Here is a 22,833-nt window from a genome sequence, read left to right on the forward strand (position 1 = left end):
GAGGGATATGAGTTTTTGAGCCCGTACTAGTCGTCGCGCAGATTCCAGGCGTAGACGACGGTGGGCAGCGTGGAAATGTAGAGGAAAGCGATAATTCCGAAGATTCCGAAGCTGTACGGAATGTAGCGTCCCCAGTCAGGTTGCGCGTTCAGGACATAGGTGCCCACCAGAACGAGAGCAAGGAAGGCCACCAAGCCGAAGTAGGTGAAGCAGCGATATGTCAGCCCCCGCAGGTTCAGAATCTGTTCCTGCTGGTATTCGTCCAGTAGCGAGGTCGGTGCGCTGTCAACCATGTCGACTGTGATGTTGAGGCTGGTCCAGACGACGACCATAATGAGGGAAATCACTGGCCAGAGCAGAGAAAGCCATCCCGGGAAAATATCGGTCAGGCTACCGAGAAGCGCGATGCCGCTCAGCAGCATCAGCACAAGGCACACCTCGAATGCGATGACCAGCTTCCGCCGCGCCGCCTGGTTGCGCCACTTGGGCAACCAGCTCGACATCTGCTCGACACGCTTTGTGTACTTCGCTTCGCGCCGGGCTTCTAGCTTTTCGAAAAAGTTCGGTGTTGCGTCTTCAGTCCGAATAGCTGGCATCGTTAGCTTTCCTTTCGGTATAGGGCAGAGGACATGGGCTTGAATTCCTCGCGAGAAAACACCGCCTCAACGGGGAGATCGAACACCGCGCAGATGCGAAATGCCAGATCCAAGCTGGGGTAGTGGTCACCTCGCTCCAACGCGCCAATCGTTTGAGGATTGACCTCTACTTGTTTGGCTAGTTCGGCTCGGCTGAGTCCGTGTTCTGCCCGCAGCACTGAAATTCTGTTGAATATCGGTTCTTTGGGTTTAATCTTTGGGGACACACTCCAAAGTGTTATATAAACACAACGCTACGTCAACTGTTCGCAACAAAATGAAGCGCACTCACCTTTCTAAACCGCAGGTCAGCGGGGTAGAAAAAATCTAAAAAATTTTCAGTCCGTACACTCGGTTGGCATGACCACACTCAATCTGAAGTACGATGCAGCGACAACCGGAATTGCCAACGTGGAAATGGTCGATGGCAACGCCATCCCGATTCTGGGGTTCGGTACCTACAAGCTTGACGATGAGCAGGCGCGCGAATCCGTGCGCTACGCCCTGGAAATCGGCTACCGCCACATCGACACCGCATCGCTCTATCGCAATGAGCGAGGGGTTGGGCAGGGTATTGCTGATGCGGTCGCTGCGAACGTCGTAAAGCGTGAAGATATCTTCGTGACCACGAAGGTCTGGAACGATGCGCAGGGGTCGGCGGCGACGCGCGAGTCCGTGCGGGCATCTTTAGAACGGCTCAGCCTTGACTACGTTGACCTGGTGCTTGTGCACTGGCCGGTGGAGAAGCAGGGGACGTTTGGGCAGTGTTTCGATACGCTGCTGGAGCTCAATCGTGAGGGGCTGATTCGCTCGGTTGGTGTGGCGAACTTTTACCCAGAGGTGCTCGACCAGCTCTCGGAGACTCCGGTGGTCAACCAGATTGAGCTGCATCCGCAGTTCCCGCAGAATGAGCAGGTTGAAGACGATCGTCGTCGCGGTATTGTCACGCAGGCTTGGTCGCCGTTGGGGCGCGCGAAGTACTTTGAGGGCTCGCCGATTGCTGAAATCGCAGATCGCCTGGGTAAAACTCCCGCCCAAGTTGCTATCCGCTGGCACCTTCAGCGTGGCATCGTGGCCATCCCGAAGTCGGGCACGCCGTCGCGCATCAAGGAGAACTTTCAGGTCACCGACTTTGAGCTCACCGACGAGGACATGGAAACGATTGCGTCGATGGCGCGTGCCGACGGGCGCCTGAGTGGCGACCCGCGGGTATTCGGCAACGAATAAGCGAATTTAGATTTGCTTATAGCCCCATCACTATTGGTGTTTCGCGGGTAGCCTAAATGCTATGACGAACCCAGCATCTGAAATCCGCGTCGAAGCCGACGGCGCAATTGTCACTATCACCATCGACCGAGATCATAAGCGCAACTCCCTGACTGCCGACGTGTGTCGTGACATCGCCGATGCGGTGGAAGCTGCCGCTGAGGTTCCAGAGCAGCGCGTTATCCTGCTGCGCGGCGAAGGCCGCGCTTTCTGTGCGGGCGCCGACCTGAGTGGCCAGCACCATGAAGATTCCTTCCACGAACAGCTCCGTCGAATGCTGCGCACAATCGAGGCCAGCCGTCTGGTGGTTATAGCGGATGTGCAGGGGCCGGCTGTCGGCGCTGGGATGCAGCTGGCGATGGCGGCCGATTTGCGCGTCGTGGGTGAGCGCGGCTGGTTTATGATTCCGCCGGTCAAGCTCGGTATCGCTGTCGATGCCTGGACAATTCGCCGCGTGCGCGTCCTCGTCGGCGGTGCCCGTGCCCGCACTATTCTGTTGGCGGCCGAGCGCATGGATCAGGAAGCCGCCCGCGGTTGCGGTCTGGCTTCCTACCTCGGTGGTCCGGACAAGGCGGAGGAGGTAGCGCTTCGTATCGCCACCTACGCGCCCCTGTCGCTGGCCTACCACAAGGCAGTGCTCAACGACGATGAGACGCATAGCCCGTTGAAGGACTACCAGCAGGAGCTCTACAACACGGTGTGGGCTTCCGAGGATGCTGCGGAGGCATCGAAGGCGCGAGCCGAAAAGCGCGAACCAAATTTCATTGGCAAATAGGTCGAATAGGTTCAGCAATTAGGCGAATAGGGTAGGCAGGCATGGGCTCGTGGAAAACTCCCGACAGTGGTCTTACTCAACAGCAGGTCCAGCAACGCATCGAGTTGGGGCACGTCAACGAGCTGCCGCCAACATCCGGGCGCAGTGTGTGGGACATTATCCGTGCCAATGTGTTTACCCGGATTAACGGTATTCTCGCTGTTTTATTCGCAGTCGTGCTCTATACCGGCTCAATCGTCAACGGTGCCTTTGGTCTGCTGATTATCGCCAACTCTATCGTCGGCATCATCCAAGAACTGCGTGCCAAGCGCACACTGGACAAGCTTTCCATTGTCGGCCGTGCAAAACCCATGGTCATTCGCGACGGGGAGCCTGCTCGCGAGATCGACCGCGAGTCCGTCGTCCTCGACGATCTCATCGAGGTTGGTCCCGGTGACCAAATCGTCGTTGACGGTATTCTCCGCTACGCCTCTGACGTGGCTGTCGATGAGTCCTCTCTCACCGGTGAATCCGATGCCGTCGATAAGAGCGTTGGGGACATGGTCTACTCGGGGTCCTCGGTTGTGGTGGGGTCGGCGCGATATCAGGCCACCAAAGTGGGCAAGGAGGCTTACGCCGCCAAGCTCGCAGCTGAGGCCAACAAATTCACGCTGACTGATTCCCAGCTCTTCCGCGGCATCAACAAGATCCTGACCTACATTTCCTGGATTCTCATTCCCGTCGGCGCCTTGGCAATCTATACGCAGCTCTTTGTCGCCGGCGATGATTTCAACGATGCGCTGCTGGGGATGGTCGCCACGCTGGTGCCCATGGTCCCTGAGGGGCTTGTCCTCATGACCACCATCGCATTTGCCCTTGGGGTGGTGCGCTTGGGGCGACATCGCGTGCTGGTCAATGAGTTGCCCGCCATCGAAGGTCTCGCGCGTGTCGACACCGTGTGTGTCGACAAAACTGGCACGCTCACCGAAAATGCGATGCAGCTAGTGGAAGTCGACATCGTATCGGGTGACGGTACCTCCCGCGATGAGGTCGACTCCGCACTCATCGATCTGTGCAAGCTCGACGATCGCCCCAACGCAACGGCTCGTGCACTGCTCGATGGGCTTGCGGACGCAGGGGACGTCGTAAAGCATGAACAAGCCAGAACCCGCCCCTTTGCCTCGGCGAATAAGTGGTCGGCGCTGACGTATCACGGCGGTGCGACGTGGGTTTTCGGCGCGCCCGATGTGCTTGTCGACGACTCCGCGGTCGGCATGCAGAAAGCTCGGCAGCTTATGGAGGAAGGACTTCGTGTGCTCCTGCTCGCGCGGACATCAGTTGGGGCAGATGACCTGCCCGGCGGTGCGCTGCGGAAGAGTGGCGAGGTGGAGTTGGAGCCAGTCGCACTTGTCGTGCTGGGGCAGAAGGTGCGTTCAGATGCGGCGGACACGGTGGCCTACTTCTATGAAGAAGGCGTCGAGGTCAAGGTCATTTCTGGTGACAATGACCGCTCCGTGGGGGCTGTTGCACGTGAGCTGGAAATGGAGGGGGCTAACAATCCTGTCGATGCGTCTGAGCTTCCGGTCAGCCGCGATGAGAATAGCGAAGCCAAGCCCACCGAGATCCGCAACGAGTTCGCAGACATTGTGGAGTCGCGGCAGATCTTCGGCCGTGTCACGGCCGAGAATAAGCGCGATATGGTTCATGCGCTGCAGTCGCGGGGGCATCATGTGGCGATGACCGGTGATGGTGTCAATGATGTGCTGGCGCTAAAAGCGGCGAACCTGGGCGTGGCTATGGGCGATGGGGCGCCGGCGACACGTTCGGTTGCGCAGTTGGTGCTGTTGGATAATCGCTTCGCCGTGATGCCGATGATTGTGGCGGAGGGGCGTCGCGTCATTGGCAATATCGAGCGCGTGGCCAACCTCTTCTTGACGAAGACTATCTACTCGGTGGTGCTGGCGCTGGCTGTGGGGCTGTGGGGGATGGGTTATCCATTCGAGCCGATTCATGTGACCATTACGGGCTGGTTCACGATTGGAATCCCGGCCTTCGTGCTGTCGTTGGCTCCTAACTTGGAGCGTGCGCGCGATGGTTTCGTGCGGCGCGTGTTGCGCTTAGCGATACCGGCGGGCATCACGGTGGGGTTGTTGACCTTCATATTTTGGTTGTGGGCAAACCCGGGAGTCGACGCCGGCGATGCGGCACGAGGGGAGGCGTCCACCGCGACCCTCATTGTGCTGATTGTTTCGGCATTTTGGGTCTTGGTGGTCGTGGCTAGGCCATACACCTGGTGGAAGGTTCTGTTGCTGGCGGTGTCGGCAGGAGCGTACCTGTTTATTTTCTCGGTTCGATCAGTGGCTTCAGTGCTTAATCTGTACTGGGTGGGGCGGGAGCTGTTGATTCCTGCGCTGATTGTGGGCGCCATCGGTGCGGTCATTATCGAGGCGCTGTGGTGGTGGCGTCAGAGTAAGCCATTGCCGGAAGAAGTGGAGAATACGAGCATAACAGCGTAAATGGGGGGGGTAGTAAAAGGTCTCCTCAAGTATGCAGGTAATGGCGTTTTTGGGGGTGCCTTAAGGCTCGCTGAGAAGTGGTTAGTCGCATTTAACTTCTTTGCTAACTGTGTTCCAGGTAACTTTGTTTCAACACCTAATGAAAAGTGTGGTGCATGGCACACCAGTAGGGTGGCTGTGCTGAACCCCATTACGAACACCTGCATAACTTCCTGGAAAGGATTAGCCCGTGTCCGCAACTCCTATGCCGACAGGCCGGCATAAGCCACAGGCGGCTGAGTACCGCTACGTGCAAGACTCAGCGCAGTTCCAAGAGCTCCGCTCTACATTCCGTTCATTCGCTATCCCGATGACCGTTGCAGGTCTGGTGTGGTACATCGCATTCGTTCTGTTTGCGACGTTTGCGCCGGACCTCATGGCAACTCCCGTACTGGGCAACATCAACCTGGGCATTGTCCTTGGTCTGCTCCAGTTCGTGACCACCTTCGCCATCACTTGGGTGTACATCAACTTCGCCAACAAGAAGCTTGAGCCGATGCAGGCAGAGCTGCGCGAGGCACTGGAAAGCGGAGAAATCGCTGAAATCGTCGCAAAGAAGGAGGCATAGACATGCTGACCAGTTTCTTTGCTGCAGATGACACTGCAGCAGCAGGTAACCCGATTCTCAACATCGCGGTCTTCGTCGCCTTCATTGTTGCGACCATGTTCATCGTTACTCGCGTGGGCAAGGGCGGAAACAAGGGAGCATCGGACTTCTACACCGGTGGTGCACAGTTCTCCGGTACCCAAAACGGTCTCGCCATTGCAGGTGACTACCTCTCGGCGGCTTCCTTCCTCGGTATCGTCGGCGCCATTGCGCTGACTGGTTACGATGGATTCCTGTACTCCATCGGCTTCTTCGTCGCTTGGCTCGTCGCGCTGCTGCTGGTTGCAGAGCCGCTGCGAAACGTCGGTAAGTTCACCATGGCCGACGTGCTGTCATTCCGTCTTAAGCAGCGTCCGGTCCGTACCGCAGCTGCTATCTCCACTCTCGCAGTGACCCTGTTCTACCTCATCGCGCAGATGGCCGGTGCAGGTTCCCTGGTCGCCGTGCTGCTCAACATTCATGACTCCACTCAGCAGTCCATCGTTGTCGCAGTCGTTGGCATCATCATGGTTGCCTACGTTCTCATCGGTGGCATGAAGGGCACCACTTACGTGCAGATGATTAAGGCCGTCCTGCTGGTCGGTGCTGTCATCATCATGACCCTGATCATTCTGGTGGGTGTTAAGGGCAACTTCTCTCAGCTACTGCAGGACGCAGTGGACATGCACGCGAGCTCGGACTACATCGCCGAGAAGGGCTACGAAGCCTCCGCCATTCTTGAGCCGGGTCTGAAGTACGGCGGCTCCTTCGTCCAGCAGCTGGACTTCATCTCGCTAGGCCTGGCACTGGTTCTCGGTGTTGCTGGTCTGCCTCACGTGCTCATGCGCTTCTACACGGTGCCGACCGCAAAGGAAGCTCGTAAGTCCGTGACTTGGGCAATCATCCTCATCGGTGGCTTCTACCTGTTGACCCTGGTGCTCGGCTACGGTGCTGCTGCGCTCGTCGGCCCGGACCGCATCACGGCCGCGCCGGGCGGAGCCAACGCTGCCGCTCCGCTGCTGGCCTTCGAAATCGGTGGCTCCATCTTCATGGCAGTGGTCTCCGCAGTGGCGTTCGCTACCGTGCTGGCAGTGGTCGCTGGTCTGGCAATTACCGCTTCCGCTTCTGTCGGCCAGGACCTCTACCAGGCCGTGATCCGCAAGGGACAGGCAACGGAAGCCGAGCAGGTTCGCGTCTCCCGCATCACCGTTATCGTGCTGGGTGTTGTCTCCATTATCCTCGGCATCCTGGCCATGGGGCAGAACGTCGCCTTCCTGGTGTCACTGGCCTTCGCAGTGGCCGCATCCGCAAACGTTCCAACCATCCTGATGTCCCTGTTCTGGAAGCGCTTCAACACCGCAGGCGCAGTTGCCTCCATGTACACCGGTGTCATCGCCTCGCTGGTTCTGATTATCTTCTCCCCGGCAGTTTCTGGCAGCGAGTCCTCGATGATTCCGTCCGTTGACTTCTCCTGGTTCCCGCTGACCTCGCCGGGTCTGCTCGCAATCCCGCTGGCGTTCTTGGCTGGCATCATCGCCACCTACATGGGCAAGCCGGATAACTTCGATGACCTGGCAGCTGAGATGGAAGTTCGCTCCCTGACCGGTGTCGGTACCGAGGCTGCGGTTGATCACTAATAACCACTGAGTCCTTGGCTGGCAGCGCTGCCCGAACAGCTCAGCCAATCTCAATTAACTGAATAGACAGATGCAAAGGCCCCGTTATCGTCACTGGTAGCGGGGCCTTTGTGGTGGGCGCGGGGTCGTCGTCAAGCATGTGCGAATCAGTGCATGATAGTTAATGGACGGGGCTGTTGCCCTAGCTCTGCAGGGGCTCGCGGAAGCGAGCTCGGAGTCTTAGATATAAGGTGGGAAGGTAACAATCTGGTTTGCCCCACCGCAATAATTGGAGTGTGTATGACTGACAATTCTGGCGCTTCTGAGAACAACAATTCTTTCCGTAGCGCCCTGCATGATGAGCACGTAAGCCTTGGCGCAGAAATGCGCAATGTTGGTGGCTACGAAGTGCCGTTCCGCTACTCTTCGGAAATTGCAGAGCACAACGCAGTGCGTGAGGCCGTTGGTGTTTTCGACCTGTCGCTAATGGGTATCATCCGCGTCACTGGTGAGGATGCGGCGGCGTTCCTTGCACACTCCCTGATTTCGGCAATCAAGCCGCTGGCGTTGGGTCGTGCCAAGTACACCATGATTGTGCAGGAAGACGGCGGCATTATTGATGACCTCATCATTTACCGTCTCGGTAGTCACGAATTCATGCTGGTGCAGAATGCCGCAGCCGCTGAAGATGTGTACTCGACGCTGCGCGAGCGCGTTGGTGGCTACAACGTCCAGGTTGAGCGCATGAATGACAAGAATGTGCTCCTGGCCATTCAGGGGCCGAAGGCTGCGAAGCTTCTGCGCCGTCTGCTGCCGCAGGATCTGCACGCGACCCTCGATGGCATGAATTACTACTCTTGCACCCTGCTCGAGGTCGCAGGTGTGGAAATGATTGTCGCCCGAACCGGCTACACCGGTGAGGACGGCTTCGAGATCTTCCCGCCGGCTGACCGCGCCGTCGAAGTCTGGCGTGCAATCATTGCAGCAGGTGGCAAGGTGGAAAATCCGGAGGATCCGGCTGACAACGGTGCTGACCTCGGCCTGCTGCCGTGTGGTCTGGCCTGCCGCGACACCCTGCGCCTCGAGGCCGGTATGCCGCTCTACGGCTACGAGCTCACGCGTGACCGCACTCCGCTGGAGGCCGGCCTGAAGTCCATCATGGGGCCGACCAAGGGGCAGTTTATCGGCCGCAACGCCCTGGTTAACCGTCCGCAGTCCAAGGAGCTGCTGGTTGGTCTGCGTTTCTCCGGTGATGAAGCTCCGAAGCGTGGCACCAAGCTCATTGATGCGGAAGGCAACGAGGTTGGCGTGTTGACTTCCGCCAAGGTGTCGCCGACTTTGGGCCACCCCATCGGTTTTGCATACGTTCAGCGTTGGCAGTCCGCCACTGGTACTGAGCTGACCGTTGAAGGCACCGACACTACCGCTACCGTCGTGCCGACGCCGTTCTACAACCGTCGTCACCGCAAGTAAATGCCAAAACCAAAAACGCTGCGCGAATCGTATCGGATTTTGTGCTATCCGGGGCACGTGTCTGCTGAGGTGGAACCATAACTGCGCCTAGCGATGAAAAATCAACAGTTCGGGCTAATTTATCAGTGGGCCCTTCCATCGATTCATCACCAATAGCGCTTGGCAATGACGGCCTCTATCTCCATAGAAGTGAAATTCAGATTTGGGCCGAAGAAGGAAAATAGCAGCCTGATGAGATAGGAGTTTGAGTAGTCCTGCATGTTGTTTTCCACGCGGTGGAGCTGACACCATGATGTTAGGGGCGCAAGACTATTTGTTTCTTCTCAATGGACAGTGGCTCATCGTGTTCAAAACAGTTGTGAAAGGATACGAACTTTCATCCACGGTCTGTTGGAGCAATATTGCCACTATTGGGTATTGTGTCAAGCTAAAAAAATAATAACCCAACTCGGGATTTAATTAGGGTTAACCACGAACAAAAGCGTTGATTAAGCATATAAACTCAAAAGACACGAAAGGATGCCGGAGCAAGAGAAAAACGATTCTATTTCTTCCACAATCTCCGGAAATCCTGGACTGGATCGAAAAGAAGGCAAACTGGATGTTTGAGGCAGTGGTTAAGCAGCCTTTAGCCCAGGATAAGCTACTTACTGGCCCCATAAAGGGGTAGGCTAGCCAGGAGTATATATCAAGATGATTAGGTCAACAGTTTAGGAGAATAGACCTGGATAAAGTGCGTTTGGGGAGTGCTCCCCACGAGTCTTCCGGAGGCAACGCTGTGTTGATACGATATCGGGTGTTAGTTCGAAGGTAGATATAAATGCCGGAAGCCACTCGGACTACGTAATTTAGAGGTGCCGCTAACTAACCGACCCTACTACTGTAAAACGTTGACACGGAGAAAAGGTCGAAAAGGCTGAAGTTATTCTATTATCCACCTTGACCCATGTGCCTGTTGGCAAGATTCCCGTTACAGTATTTTGAATAGTAGTGTGTTAAGGAATGCGTGTAAAACAAGTAGATAGAAGCCGAAATGGATTCAAAATTGCTCCGATTTGAAAACTAAAATGCTGTAATTTTTGGGAATAGTCGTAACATCAATTGTTGCAAATCAATGCGACAAATTGTTTGGCCGCTAATATTATTAGCATCTATTAAAGGAGGAAAGGTGTCAAATTCGAATAATATAAACAATCTGCAGGTGAGTGGTAAGCCAGGCGTAGTGGCTTTTACCAACGCGTACAACTACTATCTCAAAGAGGCTGGGAACGCTGCGAAACCCCTAAATGAACGCATAGATAAGGCATGGACAGTTTTGGTAGCCATACTTATTTTCCTTGGTGTATCTATGATCCTAGCAGCGGCTGGACTTGTAATTTTGCCTTTCCTAGTAGGTGCCGCCGCTAGCTACTTCGGTACCAAAAAATGGGTTCATTGGAAATATGGCGACAATTCCTTCTCTTCGAGAGAGCTCGCGGCTGCCCAGCAAGCAGCGAAAATTAAGCAGCTTTATCAAGACATGCTAGTCGGGCGGTACTTTAATGTGGATGATTTAAAGACTTTCGACGGCGAATATGAAGGTCCACTAGAAATTGGGGCATTGGAAGTACAGGTAGGATTGGCGCTGGAGACCCAGTTACAAAATTCTCAGATAATTCATAATCCTCGAATGGTCGTATTGCCAAAGGGGCATGAATTTGACTCGACACATGTGGTGACCGTGAATGGCAAGAACATTCTGCTGGAGGCACGCAGGATTGACGATGAAGGGTTGCTATTAAACTCTCTGCCAGCGGACGACGGCATGTATGAACTGGACTCTAGTAATGATATTACCCGTATGTCGGGGACGGCGGTTCACGTTGCTGAATATTTCAGTCAAGCTTTTGACGGCGACATCTCCGGTATAGTTTTTTACCACGATGGAACACGCCCCATTAAAGTTGATGGTCAACAAGTGGACGAGTTTAATGCAATGCAGCCATATTGGATTAAGTCTTACTATCTACCGTTTGATGATAGCGCTACGTCTGTGCCTGTGAAATACCCTTCGGTTATTTGCGATAAAGAATCTGTTGTAGGTGTCGTAGAAATCTTGGCGGAGCAGGGGCAGGTTGCAAGGCGGCCCGCATTGGACTATATGAATAGAAAGTTTTCCATGGGGGATGACGCGACTGGCCAGACGAGTATTCTAGAGGATAAACAATTGACAATGTAGCGTCCTCTTCGAATTGAGTGCAATATCAGCTGGAATTTTCTTGAAAGGAAGCATAATGGTACGCAGTTCTAGTCTCAATGAGCGTTACACCGATATGGCAAGTGAGGTGCGTCAAAACAATGCGCTCGCAAAAAAGCAGCTGAAAGCTACGCAAGCAGGATTGGCGTTAAACGCCGCTGGAATTGCAATTGCCCATCGTGATGCGTTAATTTCAAGAAAAATGCAAGGCGCAATCCTGTCTAAGCAGGAAGAACAGCTTCTTCAAGGAGAACGTTTCCACAATGAGCTAACTAGCCAGCTCGATTCGTTGAGCGCAAGTATGACGGAAATGAAGCTGGAGATTCGGCAGGATCTGGGCGATTTAAAGAGCATTGGATTCGCGCAGTGGCGGGATGGAGTTGGTAGGAAATATTACTATAATTATCGTCCGGCCGCTATTGACTTCTTGAACAGGTATTCACAAGCATGCGCTTCTTGGACAGATGTCGTTGTTGAGAGGATAGAGTCGGTCGCCTCCTCTTTTTCGGAGTGGAAGGAACCGTCTTGGAGGGATGACGCCCTTGTAACGGGGATTTTCGTTAATAGAGCACCGTATCCGCAGCGTCCTGACTTTGAGGACGTTTCTGAAAGGCCGGTTCCGCAGCCACATAGCTCAATTTTCTATATTCTAATTGGATGCTGTCTGCTCTTCGCGAGCTTAATGCTTTCAGCCGTTGCTTCAATGTTTATCCTTGCTTTTACCTCAGATGAAGCAAGCCAGTCCACGTTTATAAATTATACTTTGTTTTTATCTATTGGTATCACTGCTGGAGTATTATTCACCATAAAATGGCGTCGTGATAGATTAATTAAGTCCGCTCGCGCTTTTAATGATTCTGCCCAAAAGGAAGCATCACTACGTAATTGGCAGAACCGGACTAATTATGAAAGTCGTCTACGAGATATAGAGATAGATTTTCTTACCCGCAATGACAATGCTCGAAAGGAAGCGGAACGTCGCTTTGAAAGCTTGGTCGGAATTGAAATCGACCAGAATCTTGCGGAAGCGTGGGCGGAACCTTTTATGCGTGCACGAGCACGGCAGATTCGTGCACTCGTGGAAAATGAACGTGTGAACCCTCCTTCAGATGATATGTTGATTGATATCCCTAAGGTTGAACCCGTGCTTTCGTTGCCGCCTGATATGCGAGCCGAGCTCTTAACCAGGTTGTAATCGGGGGAATTATTTTTCGTTGAGAATCACTCGTGGGGCTATCATCCGGTTTTTAATCGGTGCAATACTCTTCGCTTTGTGATTTATGAAATATATGACCGTTATTTGATCTATCTTAACCATTTAGAATTTGGGTGTCTTTGTTTTCCAGGCGTTATGTCTATGCTGGGGAGTACAGGCATGGGGTTCATCTCGTTACGCGGCGGATTAGTCCGGTGGGGTGTTTCGGAAGTGTTTAGCACTGTGTAGATTGCGTTACACGGGCTTTATGTCGGGCAGTTGGCGGCTGCGTGGCAGTGGATGCCTCCCGAGCATGGATTTCAGCTCGATCGATGAGTCTGCTGGTCGTCTCACAGCAGCGATTCCTGGATAGGAAGCTAAATGGATCGATGGGGAGAATCGCGTCTGTCATCTTTGGTAAGTAGGATTTGTGCTGCGGTCTTGACGCCGATTCCTGGAAAGTTCAATCCAAGACTTGGGAAAGAGGGTAATCCTTCAGCCAATTTCGGCTCAGTTGGCGATAGCATCGTAACGGGCTTTCAGGGCTTTAATGTTGGCTGCCAGTCAGGGAATGACATACTCGGCGGCCATCGTGCCTGGAACAAGTAGCGGTCTGCCTCACTAGTGCCACGAGGATGCTGTCTGCCAGTGCTGCGGGGTTATGGTGGGTACGTTCCGACAGCAAGGTGATATCCCTTGCTCGTTCCGCTTTTTCAGTCCTGTCAATCCTTTGTAGAGGATTTACCATCCCGGCACTGGGGTTCGGGCGAGTGAGTTGCCAACGAATACACGAAACTGATTTGAGAAAATCTGAATAAGAAAGTAGAAGCGCGGTTTTACTGTAATTGTGCTTCTGACAGACGATGTCATTAACGAAGCGTGCAGTATCTTCAGCGCGGAAAATACATCATCGTTGCGTTCTACCGCACGCATCGTATGAGGCATTGTACAGACGGTATCCACAGTGCGTGAGGCGCGTCGCATCTGTTTGTAATCACACGTCGCCGGACAGAGACTAACAGCTTTGCGCATCGCCCGGTCGGGCTGGTATCCGGCGTCGCAGCCACAGTCACTGTCTGCCGCGATGGGAAGCGCACCAATAGTGCTAGGTTGGGGACGGTAACTAAGACGGTGCCGCGGGCCTGAATATCATTGAACAGTGCTGTTAATTCTGATTCGAGTTGTGGTAGCGGCTTGCCGAAAATCTTGTTGCCTTCACGGTCGAAGGCGCAAGGATAGATGTTGAAGATTTGCCGAAGGCTAGGCCACGGAGTATCTATGGAATGCTCCGGTGACACGATGAGCTCCTAGAAAACGAGATGGGTACACCGTCGTTCCAGTTGCTGTCGTAATGACATCCGCTGTGCACATTTACGTCTAAATTGATGTCTGGATATAGATTCAGGTTGTGCTTGCCCCATTAGGTATCGTGGAGTGTCCTGGTGGCGGGTGGCGCTACCTCCCGAATGATTGAAACTACGGGGCGATTAGGCCATATTTGGCTCAGCGACTACCTCCATTCTCGGGGATAGCCATAGCGTAACGGGCGAGCCCGATGCCCACCGGAGGCAAGGTTCCCGTGAATTAGGGAACCTTGCGCCTAGCGGAACAGGCCGGTGAGACCTTGATTATCTCGGCCTGGCTGCTCTTCTTGCTCCGATTCCGATTCTGTCGGCTCGCCGGAGGTTGTCGGAGTCGTTGAAGTATCGGGCGGAGTGGAAGAATCAGAGGTCGTCGAGCTCTCCGTCACACTCGTCTCCGTTGCGCTCTCGCTCGGAGTCGTCGGCTCAGGTTCCTGAGGCTGTGGCTCAGTGGTCGTCGGAGTAGTGGAGATCCACATTTGCTGCGATGTCGGGTTCGCGGGGGTTTGCTGCAGCACCGTCCACACTTCCTGCTCGCCGACTTGTGCGCATTCAAGATTCTGGCCGTTGGCGCTCATTCGTATTTCGCCGGTCTGGTTCGGGCACAGCTGCCCGATGCGCGGCGTGCCGCCTTCTCGAACCTTTGGTCCCGTCGTTGTCGGCGAACTCGTCGTCGACACCGTAGTAAGTTGGCCTGACGACGAGGTTTGCGTCGCGGCAACCTCCTTGCTTTCGCTGTTGGCGCAGCTGGTGGCAGTGGCCGCGAAGGTGAGGAAGCAGCAGGCCAGCGCCAGGTGCTGGCGGTTCTTGCGCCGGCCGGCAGTGAGTTGAGGGCGCTGTACGGCTGACAGCTGAGTTCGCGTATTCACATCCATCTCACTTTCTGGGCTTCTCAGGCTGGTTTGTCGCGGTTTATTCTCAAAATTATTAGGAGTGGGGCTCTTGAAAAACCACTGGGTGGTGCTAGTTATAGGGGTACTTGCCGAGTTAGTGGCATGGAAGTTGCTGGCACCCAATAGATAGGTTGTTTCAACCGGCAACTATACAGTCGACTTTTCGATTTGCATACAGGGAGCTTCTCTAAGGCAGCTAAGCAAAAGGCAAAAGTACAGACATGAGGTAAGGCATTCCGTAGCTGAGTGAGCTGTACTTCACTGTTTTACCGCGCGGTTTTGCGGTGAGCTCTTTAACCGGGTCCTGGCAGGAAGGTACTCGGTTGGCTACCAAGACCAACTCAAGAAAAATGAAGGGGATATATAAGATAGGTCAGCAGAGTACGTAGTCCTCCTGGTTAGATTAACTACATCGAGTGCGTAGTAAAGTCCGGGGCGGAAGTACGTTTCACCCTGAAATTTCAATTTTGAGAGCGATGAACAGAGAAGAGCTAGCCGAGCACCTTCGAAGTCGGCAAAACGCAGAGCTTCTAGGGGCACTGGGCCAAGGGGGCATGGGGACCGTTTGGGCTGTTCGGAAAAACGACTTGCAACGAGTTGAGGCCCTAAAAGTCTTTTCGAACGAAACGGCAAACGACACCAACCAAAAAGCGCGATTTCAGCAAGAGATGAGGACGCTAGCTTCGCTGCGGCATCCAGCGATTGTCGAAATTTTTAATAGTGATGTGACTCCTGAAGGTGTCCCGTACTTTTTCATGCGGTACGTGGAGGGTAACGATCTACACACAGAAATTAATCACAGGAAAACGCAAAATCAGCCATTTTCTGTGGAGCAAACGGTAGAGATTCTGATGCCGATTGCCAGTGCCCTGGACTACCTGCATGGACATAAGCCAGACCCAATTATTCACAGAGACATAAAGCCTGCGAATATTTTGCTCCCTGCAGAAAATGCCGGACAGCAATCACCTTCGGTATTGACGGACTTTGGTATCAGCATTGTCGAACGTGCTACAAGACTTACCAGCCCTTACGTGCTGATTGGTACAGAATCATACTGTGCTCCAGAGCTTTTCCAATCCGGAAATAGTGACTACCTTGAGGAGTTGAGTAACCCGACACCGGCTACTGATAACTATGCGTTAGGGCTTATCGCCTTTGAAATGCTAACCCTCGTGGGGGCTAGGCAAACTAGGACGACTGAACAATGGCGGTTCAACCGTGGAGTGCCTGATTTCGATGTATCGCGGCTGCTTCCTTCGGAACAACCCTACGGGGCCAAGATTAAGCGCGTGATTGAGAAGCAGTTGGATCCAATTCCAGCGAACCGCTATGGGAGTGCACAGGATTTCCTGCGGGCTCTCGTTGAAGCGGTAGGAAAAACTGACAGTTTGAACTACGACACGGGCCGAGCTCGGCAAACTGCACCAGAAGAAACTAAAGCACTGCCCCTTACTGGGCGACCTGGCGAATACTCCCAGTACAATCGCCGAAAAACGCGAGTTGGACGAGACCGCAGTGGTCGTTCACGCTCTAAAACCCCTATCGTGCTCACCTTGGTTCTACTGGTGGCAGTACCCGTTGGAGGCTATGTGGCGTTCAACAAAATACAGGAAGAGAACGGTGCTATTGCCAATACAAATATTGCTAAAGAGTTTCCAAAACTTGTAGGCAAGAATAAGTGGAGGGGATACCGATGTAAAAACGTTGAGCCTGGTGACGGGCAGGTTGAGTCGGTTCAGTGCCAAGGAAATGGGGAAGGAATTGTTATCACACAATTCTCCAACCAGGAAGCCCTTGAAGCGTCAATTCCAGAAGGGAATGTAAGTCGACTCAGCAATGGAATTTGTGAAATCTCCAAGATTACATCAGAAGGTAATGAGTATTTAATTCCCGAACACAAGAACGGTGAATTCGCATTGCTGCTGTGGGGGAATCGAGTGGCGGAACGAGCCACTGAGGTGCCAGTATGTTAAAGAGTCTTGCTATTTGTGATGACCTGGGCAGGTCTTACTCAATGCAACCCGGAAATAGAGTAATTATTGGGCGTTCGGCGGAGATTGTAATCGGAAGCGATGACCCTTACCTCCACCGGAAATTGCTCCAAGTCTGGGATAATCAGGGGGTATGGCAGCTGGACAACCTAGGAGATCGGGTAGTCGTACAGATTGTTTCGGCTCAGGATGGAGCAGGGAATATGATCCTCGGGCCGAAGGAATCACTTTTCATCCCGAATGGCCAGTGGTATCTCGTCTTTGAGACCATTATAAGGAAATATGAACTGTCGCTGGAGATCACCGGACCCCGACTGTCCCCGTTAATGCCTGCTCCTAGTCAGAATGATAACGATCCGACGCGTGGTGCAATTCGAACTAACCGTGAGCAAGCTCAACTGTTGATTGTGTTAACTGAGAAGTTACGAAAATACCCAGGTGTAGGTGACGAGGCCATCCCGACAGTTGCGCAGTGTGCACAAACTCTGGGGTGGACCGAGAAGAAGACCAACTCCAAGATTGAAAATTTGGTTAAACAGATTTCCGCACAAGATAGACCTCTGAACAGGCCATATAGGGTTAGTTTGGCTAGATATGCGTATCAAACTGGCCTCGTCAGTGATTTCGATGGATAACTACATTCGCTGAGCGGGTGGGGAGCATTCCCTAGAATCCTTAACTTTCATTAAGTGCTTTGCTATGATTCTGGTCGTTGGGTCAAGGGCATTAAGGAGATGCATGAATATGAAGAAGCGGCACACTGTATTGGCGCTGGTAGGAGCCTCGAGCCTTTTGCTTGCGGGGTGTGGTGGAGCTGAGAGCGCTGCTCAGGATTCGCTGAAAGAATATTCTTCTGCGACTGCCAATATGTTGCAGGCCACTATGGATGCAACCTATGAAGTGAACTATGGCGATTCCGATAAGGCTGAAAAGCTGTTAGAAAAGCAGCTCAATAATACTGCTAAGTCATATCACAAGGTGTTTTGTTCCGAGCATTCGGAAGATATGCCGGACGAGGCAGATTCAGATGATATTTACAAAATGATGAAAAATTTGGAATCTGGGTCTGGTATTCCTGACAAAAAAGAACTAAAAAACGACATCAAGCAGTACAAAAAATCGGTTGATTCGAAACTGAAGTCTGTGAACAAAGCAATCGATAAGGCAACGTTTACGGAACTTTCGGATGAAGAGGCAGTCCTTGAATCAAATACTGCATCGTTTAAAAAAATGATCGGTGATGATTCAGTTAAATTTGTTAAAGAAGACGGTGATTGGAAGTTGTGTGAGTGGCCCGATATTGATGACGCTCTCGAGCCGGCAGGATGGTAGTCGAGACTTTCGGTTGTAAGTGATTGGACGGCAAAATGCAAAGCAAAAAGATTGTTGCAACAGTAGTCGCACTACCTATGTCGGTGATGCTTGTGGGGTGTGGAGCTGGTGTTAATGGTGAAGCTGAGCGTGAGGGAGCTCCTACGTTCACTACGCAAGCTACCGATGCGGAAAGCTCCCGGTCGGCCGATCTGTCAACGGAACAAGATTCGTCAGTTTCCTCGTCGAAAAATGCGGAAAGCTCGTCTCAAGACACGGGTAAGAATGGGGAGAAGGTCCCCATGGCCTCTGGTGGCGCTAAAATCGACGGAAATCGTCTGGTTGTCTCGCAACTGCAACCGTCGAGTGATGCTGCGACGGATGTAACGGCAACATTCAAGGATTTGAAAGAATTCGGCTTCGGAAAAATCAATGTCGAATTCTATAAAAAGAACATGAATTCTCAGTTCATTTACCCCCGCGATAAGGAGGTAGTAGAAAAGGGCGGTGATAATTACTACTCAGATATTTGGGTAAAGATAACAGGTTTTACACCTGACGGTGAAGAAATCACCGAGTCCAGGTGTGCTATGGATATTCGAATGGATGACCAAAATGGCATCAATCGAGCAGTCAAGTATTCTGACGGTACTTGGATTGATGAAGTTAACGAGTTAGCTGAGTCAGCTGTTAACCCGTGTAATTTTGATGCGGGAATTATGAATGACATACCCGGCGATTACACTTTAGAGATTGATTACGGGCTCAAGGGACTGCCCAACGTAACAATCGTACAGCCGGTTCGGATTGCTTGATGTATTTGAATTTTGCACGCTGGTAGCTATTGAAAGCTAGCTACTGGCTTTCAATAGCTACCAGCTGTTGTGAGACTCCCGATTTATTCGTTCCCACCAGCTAAACACCGATAAGCATGCCCGGGGCAGAAGATCTCCGGTTTCTGCGCTCCTGAGCCAGATAACGCTGTCGAGTTCTTGAGGGCATGCGCTCGTATGTCGGCTAAATGCATCGGGGTTGTGGCTTAGCCGAGGGATTAGTCTTTCCCATAATTATCAGGCAGTCTCTTCTATTTCGCTATAGCAGCATCCATTACGCGACTGTACTACAAAAGTAAGATATGTCGATAGATAGCGCTCGAGCGAGTACTGCCAGTAAAACACTGCTAATAACGCACGGTGTGGCCGACTATCCGTATTTCCTTCGAATGGGTTTATGGCCGGGCCGGGCGGTCAATTTAAATGCCTAAGTTCGCAGTGTGGGGTGGGGTATGAGTGATGGGTTCGATCTTCCTCATCGCTAAAAGACCTAGCCAAGTACTAACGTTCGAGCAAACGTCAGGCCCTGGCTTTTTCCTCTTCGGCCTCAACCTCAGCGTTGAATTCTCGTTTAGAGGACTGCCACTGGTCTTCGGTCATACCGATACGCCAGTAGCCAGAGATCGAAACGTCCTTCTTCGGGATCTCAGATTCAACGAAGAGGAAGCGGCGCAGTTCCTTAATCATCTCGGCGACACCGTGGATGAACCAGTTAGTTTCCTTACCCTCTGGAATGCCCGCCTCGCGCACTGCGCGGGATAGCTCTGTGCCGTGGGTTGCGCCGTTGCGGAGGACCCAATGGACCTCCACGCCTTCTCGGGTTGGGAGCTCAAACTTGCGATCTTCGGCTTCGATTTCGATGTATGCGGTTGCGGTCGTGCCTTCTGGGAGGTGCTTTAGTCCGGCGCTGATAGCTGGTGCTGCGGACTCATCGCCGGCGAGTACAAAGTGTCCATATTCGGCCGCAGGTCCCCATGCGCCACCTGGCCCTAAGAAGCCAAGCTTGTCTCCGACTTCAGCTACGCGTGCCCACGGTCCAGCCAGGCCTGAATCGCCGTGGGTGACGAAGTCGACATCGAAGTCGCCGGTTTCGGAGTCCAGATTAATCAGAGTGTAGGTGCGGGTGATTGGCAGTTTATTTCGCGGTTGTTCGGCGCGAATATGCGCAATATCGAACGGCCAGGAGTAATCAGCGTCTTCTGGCACAAACAGTAACTTGATGTAATGGTCGGTAAACTCCAGCTCCTTGCCCACAAATGCAGGCGAGTTCATGCTCAAACGAACAAGGTCTGGGGAAATCTGGCGACGTCCAGTAACTGTTGCCTCGTGTGCCTTGCGGGGCTTGCGCTTCGGTGCTGCTGCTTTAGCTAGGTCAGCCATGGTTGTCACTGTCCTTCAACAAGTCTGGGGCTGTTTTGTACTGGCGGAAATTTACACGCCATACGATTAGGTAGGCCTAACATAAAGGTGGATGGAGGCTTGTTGATGATGACTATTCCTGTGAGTAGGAGCGCGCTGTGGCTGGTCGTGAGAAGATAAAGGACCCCGCCTGAACAAGAAAAACACCAGTTCGCGACGGGGGGGGGGTAATAAATGGGGGCCTTCATGTAACTCCCTACCCTCTATCTTTGTTTCCGCTGGTCAGGGCACTGTCTCGCGTCAATCGCCCTTACTGTCTCCCGTACAGCTCCCACTCTGTTTTCACCAGTAAAGGGTTAGGTCAACTTCAACGCGGTCTGAGTGCCACTGAGAGTAGGTGGATGGCATACCTCAATGCCTTCCAGACCTCTGCTCGCCTTGATGAGTGGCTCGTCTTTGGTGAACAGGTACTCGCACCCCGCTTCGATCGCGCAGGCCAGAATCGCAACGTCCTGAGGCTTGATCATCCTTTCTGGCCCAAGCTGTTGCGCACGACGCATCGCCCATTCATCAAGCTCAACCCAGAAAACATTTGCTGACTCAAAGAACTCTTTGGCTTCGTCAATATGCTTATTGGAGATAGGCGCTACCTGCTGCCCGCCCCGCATTCTTGGCGCCGAAACCGCCTCAACACCGACCAGCGTAGGCAGGTAGACCTCGAACTTCGGGTCTTCGAAGACACGCGCGGTACGTTCTGCGTACGTCTGTTCCTCGTCAAGGAACATATCCAAAAGCAGGCACGTATCAACGGCAACCTTGACGGCCTCTCGGGTCTTAGCCATTGGCGCTACCTACCTCATTCTCTCCACGAATTGCTTTCATTAACGCATCCACCGTGACACCTTGTTCCTTGAGGTCCGTCCAAATCCCTCGCCCTGACCGCGCGGGAGCTTCGGACCGGATAACCCGTATACGTCGTGCATCAACTTCTTCAACAACATGTGTCTCGGGGTGACGCTTGAGAAGACCATAGACACTGACTTGGCCTCGTAACCCACTACGAAGTTCTTCATCCAATTCTTCGGTGAAACTGATCTTCACGATAGGCCCGCCGGACACAGGGTGGAGCTTGGCATGAAATTGCCCCTTGTTGGCGGAGTAGTAATACAGCTCGCCCGTAACCGAACCCAGCGAGAGAGGAATCTTTTTGAAAATGGACTCGATTGCCTCTCGCAAGGGCGCGTCAAGGTGCACATCTCCCGAAGCGCCGGAAGGACTCAATCGGACGCCGGTGACACCACTTTTTGATTCAAGCTTCGTTAGATCACGGACCCACTGAACCTGTTTGAATGTCCAATTCTCGGGAATAGTTCCACCGTCGCGAAGGTGAGCAATTCCATCAAGTACTTCAGCTTCAACCGCAGGAGGTGCCAGCACGCCTGTCACAGCGCTTCCTTCTTCGAGGATGCCCATCTTAACTGGCTCATCGGTAAAGCTGGCCACCAGCTTCGTGAGTAGTTCCAGGCCTGTAAGGACAGTCTTCGCGTCCATGTCTTGCAGGGTGCCGTCAAGTTTGAGACTAAGGGCTGAGGTCTCTGAGTTTTCTTGATTGGTCATGTGTCACCTCCTTGTATATCGGTGACTTTGAGTTTAGTTAGAGGGCCGACCCTGCAGAGCTACTCGGGTAAAACATGCCGAATACCTGTGGTTCTTGTTTCGCCTGTTACCCCTGGACAGGGGTAAGCTTATCGTCCTCGTCCCGAAGCGCCTCCCGTCACTCCCGCGTATCAACTGGCCCTAGCAAATCCCCGCACAAGAGCATCCCACTGCCTCTCATACCCGACCCCCGCTACACGGCGCACCCAATCCTCAGGACCCCCGCCATCAACCGTTCGGCCTCATCCTCGGCAACGACGGACGCAGCCCCTCATTCATGCTTCGAGCTAACACGGAACCGGCGATCCCTGATCGCTCCTTCCGTCCCGGGTATAACACGTGGCCTTCACCGCCATGAGCGAGAGCCATGACGGCACCCCACCGGTTCATCACGGGCACGTCTCGCCCATCCACATCCCGAAGGATCACGTTGCCATCTCGTTGCATCTCGACCTGTTCCCACGTCAGCTCGTCCATCTCCTTGCCTCGCAATCCGGCGCCGAGTCCCAGAGCGAACACGAGTTCCTTGTACCCGAGCAACGGCGCGCGCGCTGTTTCGCGTCCTTTCACTGCCGAATCCGCATCCACCCATCCCACGAATACGGGTCGGCCTGACGTATTACCTGGTTCAGCGGAACGTGATAGGTGCCCTCCAGCTCGGGGTGCAGTACGGCCTGCAGATTCTCCACGGCGCGGACACCCGCTCGAGTGGTCACTCCGGCGCGCTGACACACCTGGTGAAGCTCCTCCCGTGTCGAAGGAACCTCGCCGGCCTCGAGCGGCACACGTGACAAGGAATCGAGAACGATGTAACAGTCGTGAAGCGTCGACAGTTCCTCGTCATGGTCGCTTCGATGTCTCCGCGGATACGCGCCCACTCATCCTTCGTCACGCGCTTAGGTCCCACAACGGAAGTTCCGTGCCGATTGATGTACCTAGGCATGCCCGGGAACCGCACGACATTTCCACGACATACGGCACTGTTTAGGGCTGTATCCGGCTGTATTAGCGGGGGGGTAGTCGGATAGGGGAAACCCTGCCCGAACAGGTTAAACGCCAGTTCAGGGCGAGGGTATTTGTGCCCCAGAGAGTGTCTGGTTCGGTGACATC

Annotated in this window: 19 protein-coding genes; 12 read left to right on the forward strand and 7 right to left on the reverse strand. The window is 53.4% G+C overall.

Annotated features, from left to right (window positions below; genetic code table 11):
* Positions 1–26: 26 nt before the first annotated feature.
* Complete coding sequence (locus HMPREF2547_RS08070; protein ID WP_049189717.1) at positions 27–596, reverse strand: hypothetical protein; 570 nt, start codon at positions 594–596, stop codon at positions 27–29.
* A gap of 2 nt (positions 597–598) precedes the next feature.
* Entirely contained in the window at positions 599–862 is a 264-nt protein-coding gene (locus HMPREF2547_RS08075; protein ID WP_042388879.1) for a helix-turn-helix transcriptional regulator, read from the reverse strand.
* Between the two features lie 133 nt (positions 863–995).
* Between HMPREF2547_RS08075 and HMPREF2547_RS08080 the strand changes: the two genes are divergently transcribed.
* The 8 genes from HMPREF2547_RS08080 (at position 996) to HMPREF2547_RS08115 (ending at position 12,316) form a co-directional block, all read left to right on the forward strand.
* A complete protein-coding gene (locus tag HMPREF2547_RS08080; RefSeq protein ID WP_069359658.1) occupies positions 996–1,862 on the forward strand; it encodes an aldo/keto reductase in 867 nt (288 codons plus the stop codon).
* 61 nt (positions 1,863–1,923) lie between these two features.
* Positions 1,924–2,676, forward strand: a complete 753-nt coding sequence (locus HMPREF2547_RS08085) for an enoyl-CoA hydratase (RefSeq protein ID WP_016423300.1) — start codon at positions 1,924–1,926, stop codon at positions 2,674–2,676.
* Positions 2,677–2,717: 41 nt separating this feature from the next.
* Positions 2,718–5,171: an HAD-IC family P-type ATPase gene (locus tag HMPREF2547_RS08090; protein WP_070605458.1), complete on the forward strand. Its 2,454-nt coding sequence runs from the start codon at positions 2,718–2,720 to the stop codon at positions 5,169–5,171.
* 229 nt (positions 5,172–5,400) lie between these two features.
* Entirely contained in the window at positions 5,401–5,778 is a 378-nt protein-coding gene (locus HMPREF2547_RS08095; protein ID WP_038626386.1) for a DUF485 domain-containing protein, read from the forward strand.
* Between the two features lie 2 nt (positions 5,779–5,780).
* Complete coding sequence (locus HMPREF2547_RS08100) at positions 5,781–7,433, forward strand: solute symporter family protein (protein WP_038626384.1); 1,653 nt, start codon at positions 5,781–5,783, stop codon at positions 7,431–7,433.
* Between the two features lie 279 nt (positions 7,434–7,712).
* Positions 7,713–8,885, forward strand: coding sequence for a glycine cleavage system aminomethyltransferase GcvT (gene gcvT / locus HMPREF2547_RS08105; RefSeq protein WP_070605461.1), 1,173 nt, complete (start codon positions 7,713–7,715; stop codon positions 8,883–8,885).
* Positions 8,886–10,053: 1,168 nt separating this feature from the next.
* Positions 10,054–11,103 carry a hypothetical protein gene (locus HMPREF2547_RS08110; RefSeq protein ID WP_141744344.1) on the forward strand — a complete coding sequence of 350 codons (1,050 nt, stop codon included), beginning with the start codon at positions 10,054–10,056 and terminating at the stop codon, positions 11,101–11,103.
* A gap of 55 nt (positions 11,104–11,158) precedes the next feature.
* Positions 11,159–12,316 carry a hypothetical protein gene (locus HMPREF2547_RS08115; RefSeq protein ID WP_070605466.1) on the forward strand — a complete coding sequence of 386 codons (1,158 nt, stop codon included), beginning with the start codon at positions 11,159–11,161 and terminating at the stop codon, positions 12,314–12,316.
* Positions 12,317–13,916: 1,600 nt separating this feature from the next.
* On the opposite strand, the gene HMPREF2547_RS08120 is transcribed toward HMPREF2547_RS08115, so the two are convergent.
* The gene (locus tag HMPREF2547_RS08120; RefSeq protein ID WP_070605469.1) at positions 13,917–14,552 is read right to left on the reverse strand and encodes a hypothetical protein; all 636 of its coding nucleotides are present in this window, start codon (positions 14,550–14,552) and stop codon (positions 13,917–13,919) included.
* Positions 14,553–14,986: 434 nt separating this feature from the next.
* On the opposite strand from HMPREF2547_RS08120, the gene HMPREF2547_RS08125 reads away from it, so the two are divergent.
* From HMPREF2547_RS08125 to HMPREF2547_RS08140, 4 genes are all read left to right on the forward strand, one after another.
* Positions 14,987–16,546 carry a serine/threonine protein kinase gene (locus HMPREF2547_RS08125; RefSeq protein ID WP_141744345.1) on the forward strand — a complete coding sequence of 520 codons (1,560 nt, stop codon included), beginning with the start codon at positions 14,987–14,989 and terminating at the stop codon, positions 16,544–16,546.
* Complete coding sequence (locus tag HMPREF2547_RS08130) at positions 16,540–17,199, forward strand: hypothetical protein (RefSeq protein WP_070605475.1); 660 nt, start codon at positions 16,540–16,542, stop codon at positions 17,197–17,199. The genes HMPREF2547_RS08125 and HMPREF2547_RS08130 overlap by 7 nt, the downstream gene beginning before the upstream one ends.
* Before the next feature lie 103 nt (positions 17,200–17,302).
* A complete protein-coding gene (locus tag HMPREF2547_RS08135) occupies positions 17,303–17,896 on the forward strand; it encodes a hypothetical protein (protein ID WP_141744346.1) in 594 nt (197 codons plus the stop codon).
* A gap of 35 nt (positions 17,897–17,931) precedes the next feature.
* Positions 17,932–18,690 carry a hypothetical protein gene (locus HMPREF2547_RS08140; RefSeq protein WP_141744347.1) on the forward strand — a complete coding sequence of 253 codons (759 nt, stop codon included), beginning with the start codon at positions 17,932–17,934 and terminating at the stop codon, positions 18,688–18,690.
* Between the two features lie 537 nt (positions 18,691–19,227).
* Here the strand turns inward: HMPREF2547_RS08140 and HMPREF2547_RS08145 are convergent.
* The 4 genes from HMPREF2547_RS08145 to HMPREF2547_RS08165 all read right to left on the reverse strand — a co-directional run bounded on the left by HMPREF2547_RS08145 (position 19,228) and on the right by HMPREF2547_RS08165 (position 22,601).
* Complete coding sequence (locus HMPREF2547_RS08145; protein ID WP_070605483.1) at positions 19,228–20,088, reverse strand: siderophore-interacting protein; 861 nt, start codon at positions 20,086–20,088, stop codon at positions 19,228–19,230.
* A 335-nt stretch (positions 20,089–20,423) separates the two neighbouring features.
* Entirely contained in the window at positions 20,424–20,909 is a 486-nt protein-coding gene (locus HMPREF2547_RS08150; RefSeq protein WP_070605484.1) for a type II toxin-antitoxin system VapC family toxin, read from the reverse strand.
* Positions 20,902–21,684 carry a hypothetical protein gene (locus tag HMPREF2547_RS08155; RefSeq protein ID WP_070605486.1) on the reverse strand — a complete coding sequence of 261 codons (783 nt, stop codon included), beginning with the start codon at positions 21,682–21,684 and terminating at the stop codon, positions 20,902–20,904. The genes HMPREF2547_RS08150 and HMPREF2547_RS08155 overlap by 8 nt, the downstream gene beginning before the upstream one ends.
* A 605-nt stretch (positions 21,685–22,289) precedes the next feature.
* The gene (locus HMPREF2547_RS08165; RefSeq protein WP_070605490.1) at positions 22,290–22,601 is read right to left on the reverse strand and encodes a hypothetical protein; all 312 of its coding nucleotides are present in this window, start codon (positions 22,599–22,601) and stop codon (positions 22,290–22,292) included.
* Positions 22,602–22,833 lie beyond the last annotated feature (232 nt).

This window comes from Corynebacterium sp. HMSC055G02 (genome assembly GCF_001809065.1).
GTDB lineage: Bacteria > Actinomycetota > Actinomycetes > Mycobacteriales > Mycobacteriaceae > Corynebacterium > Corynebacterium jeikeium_D.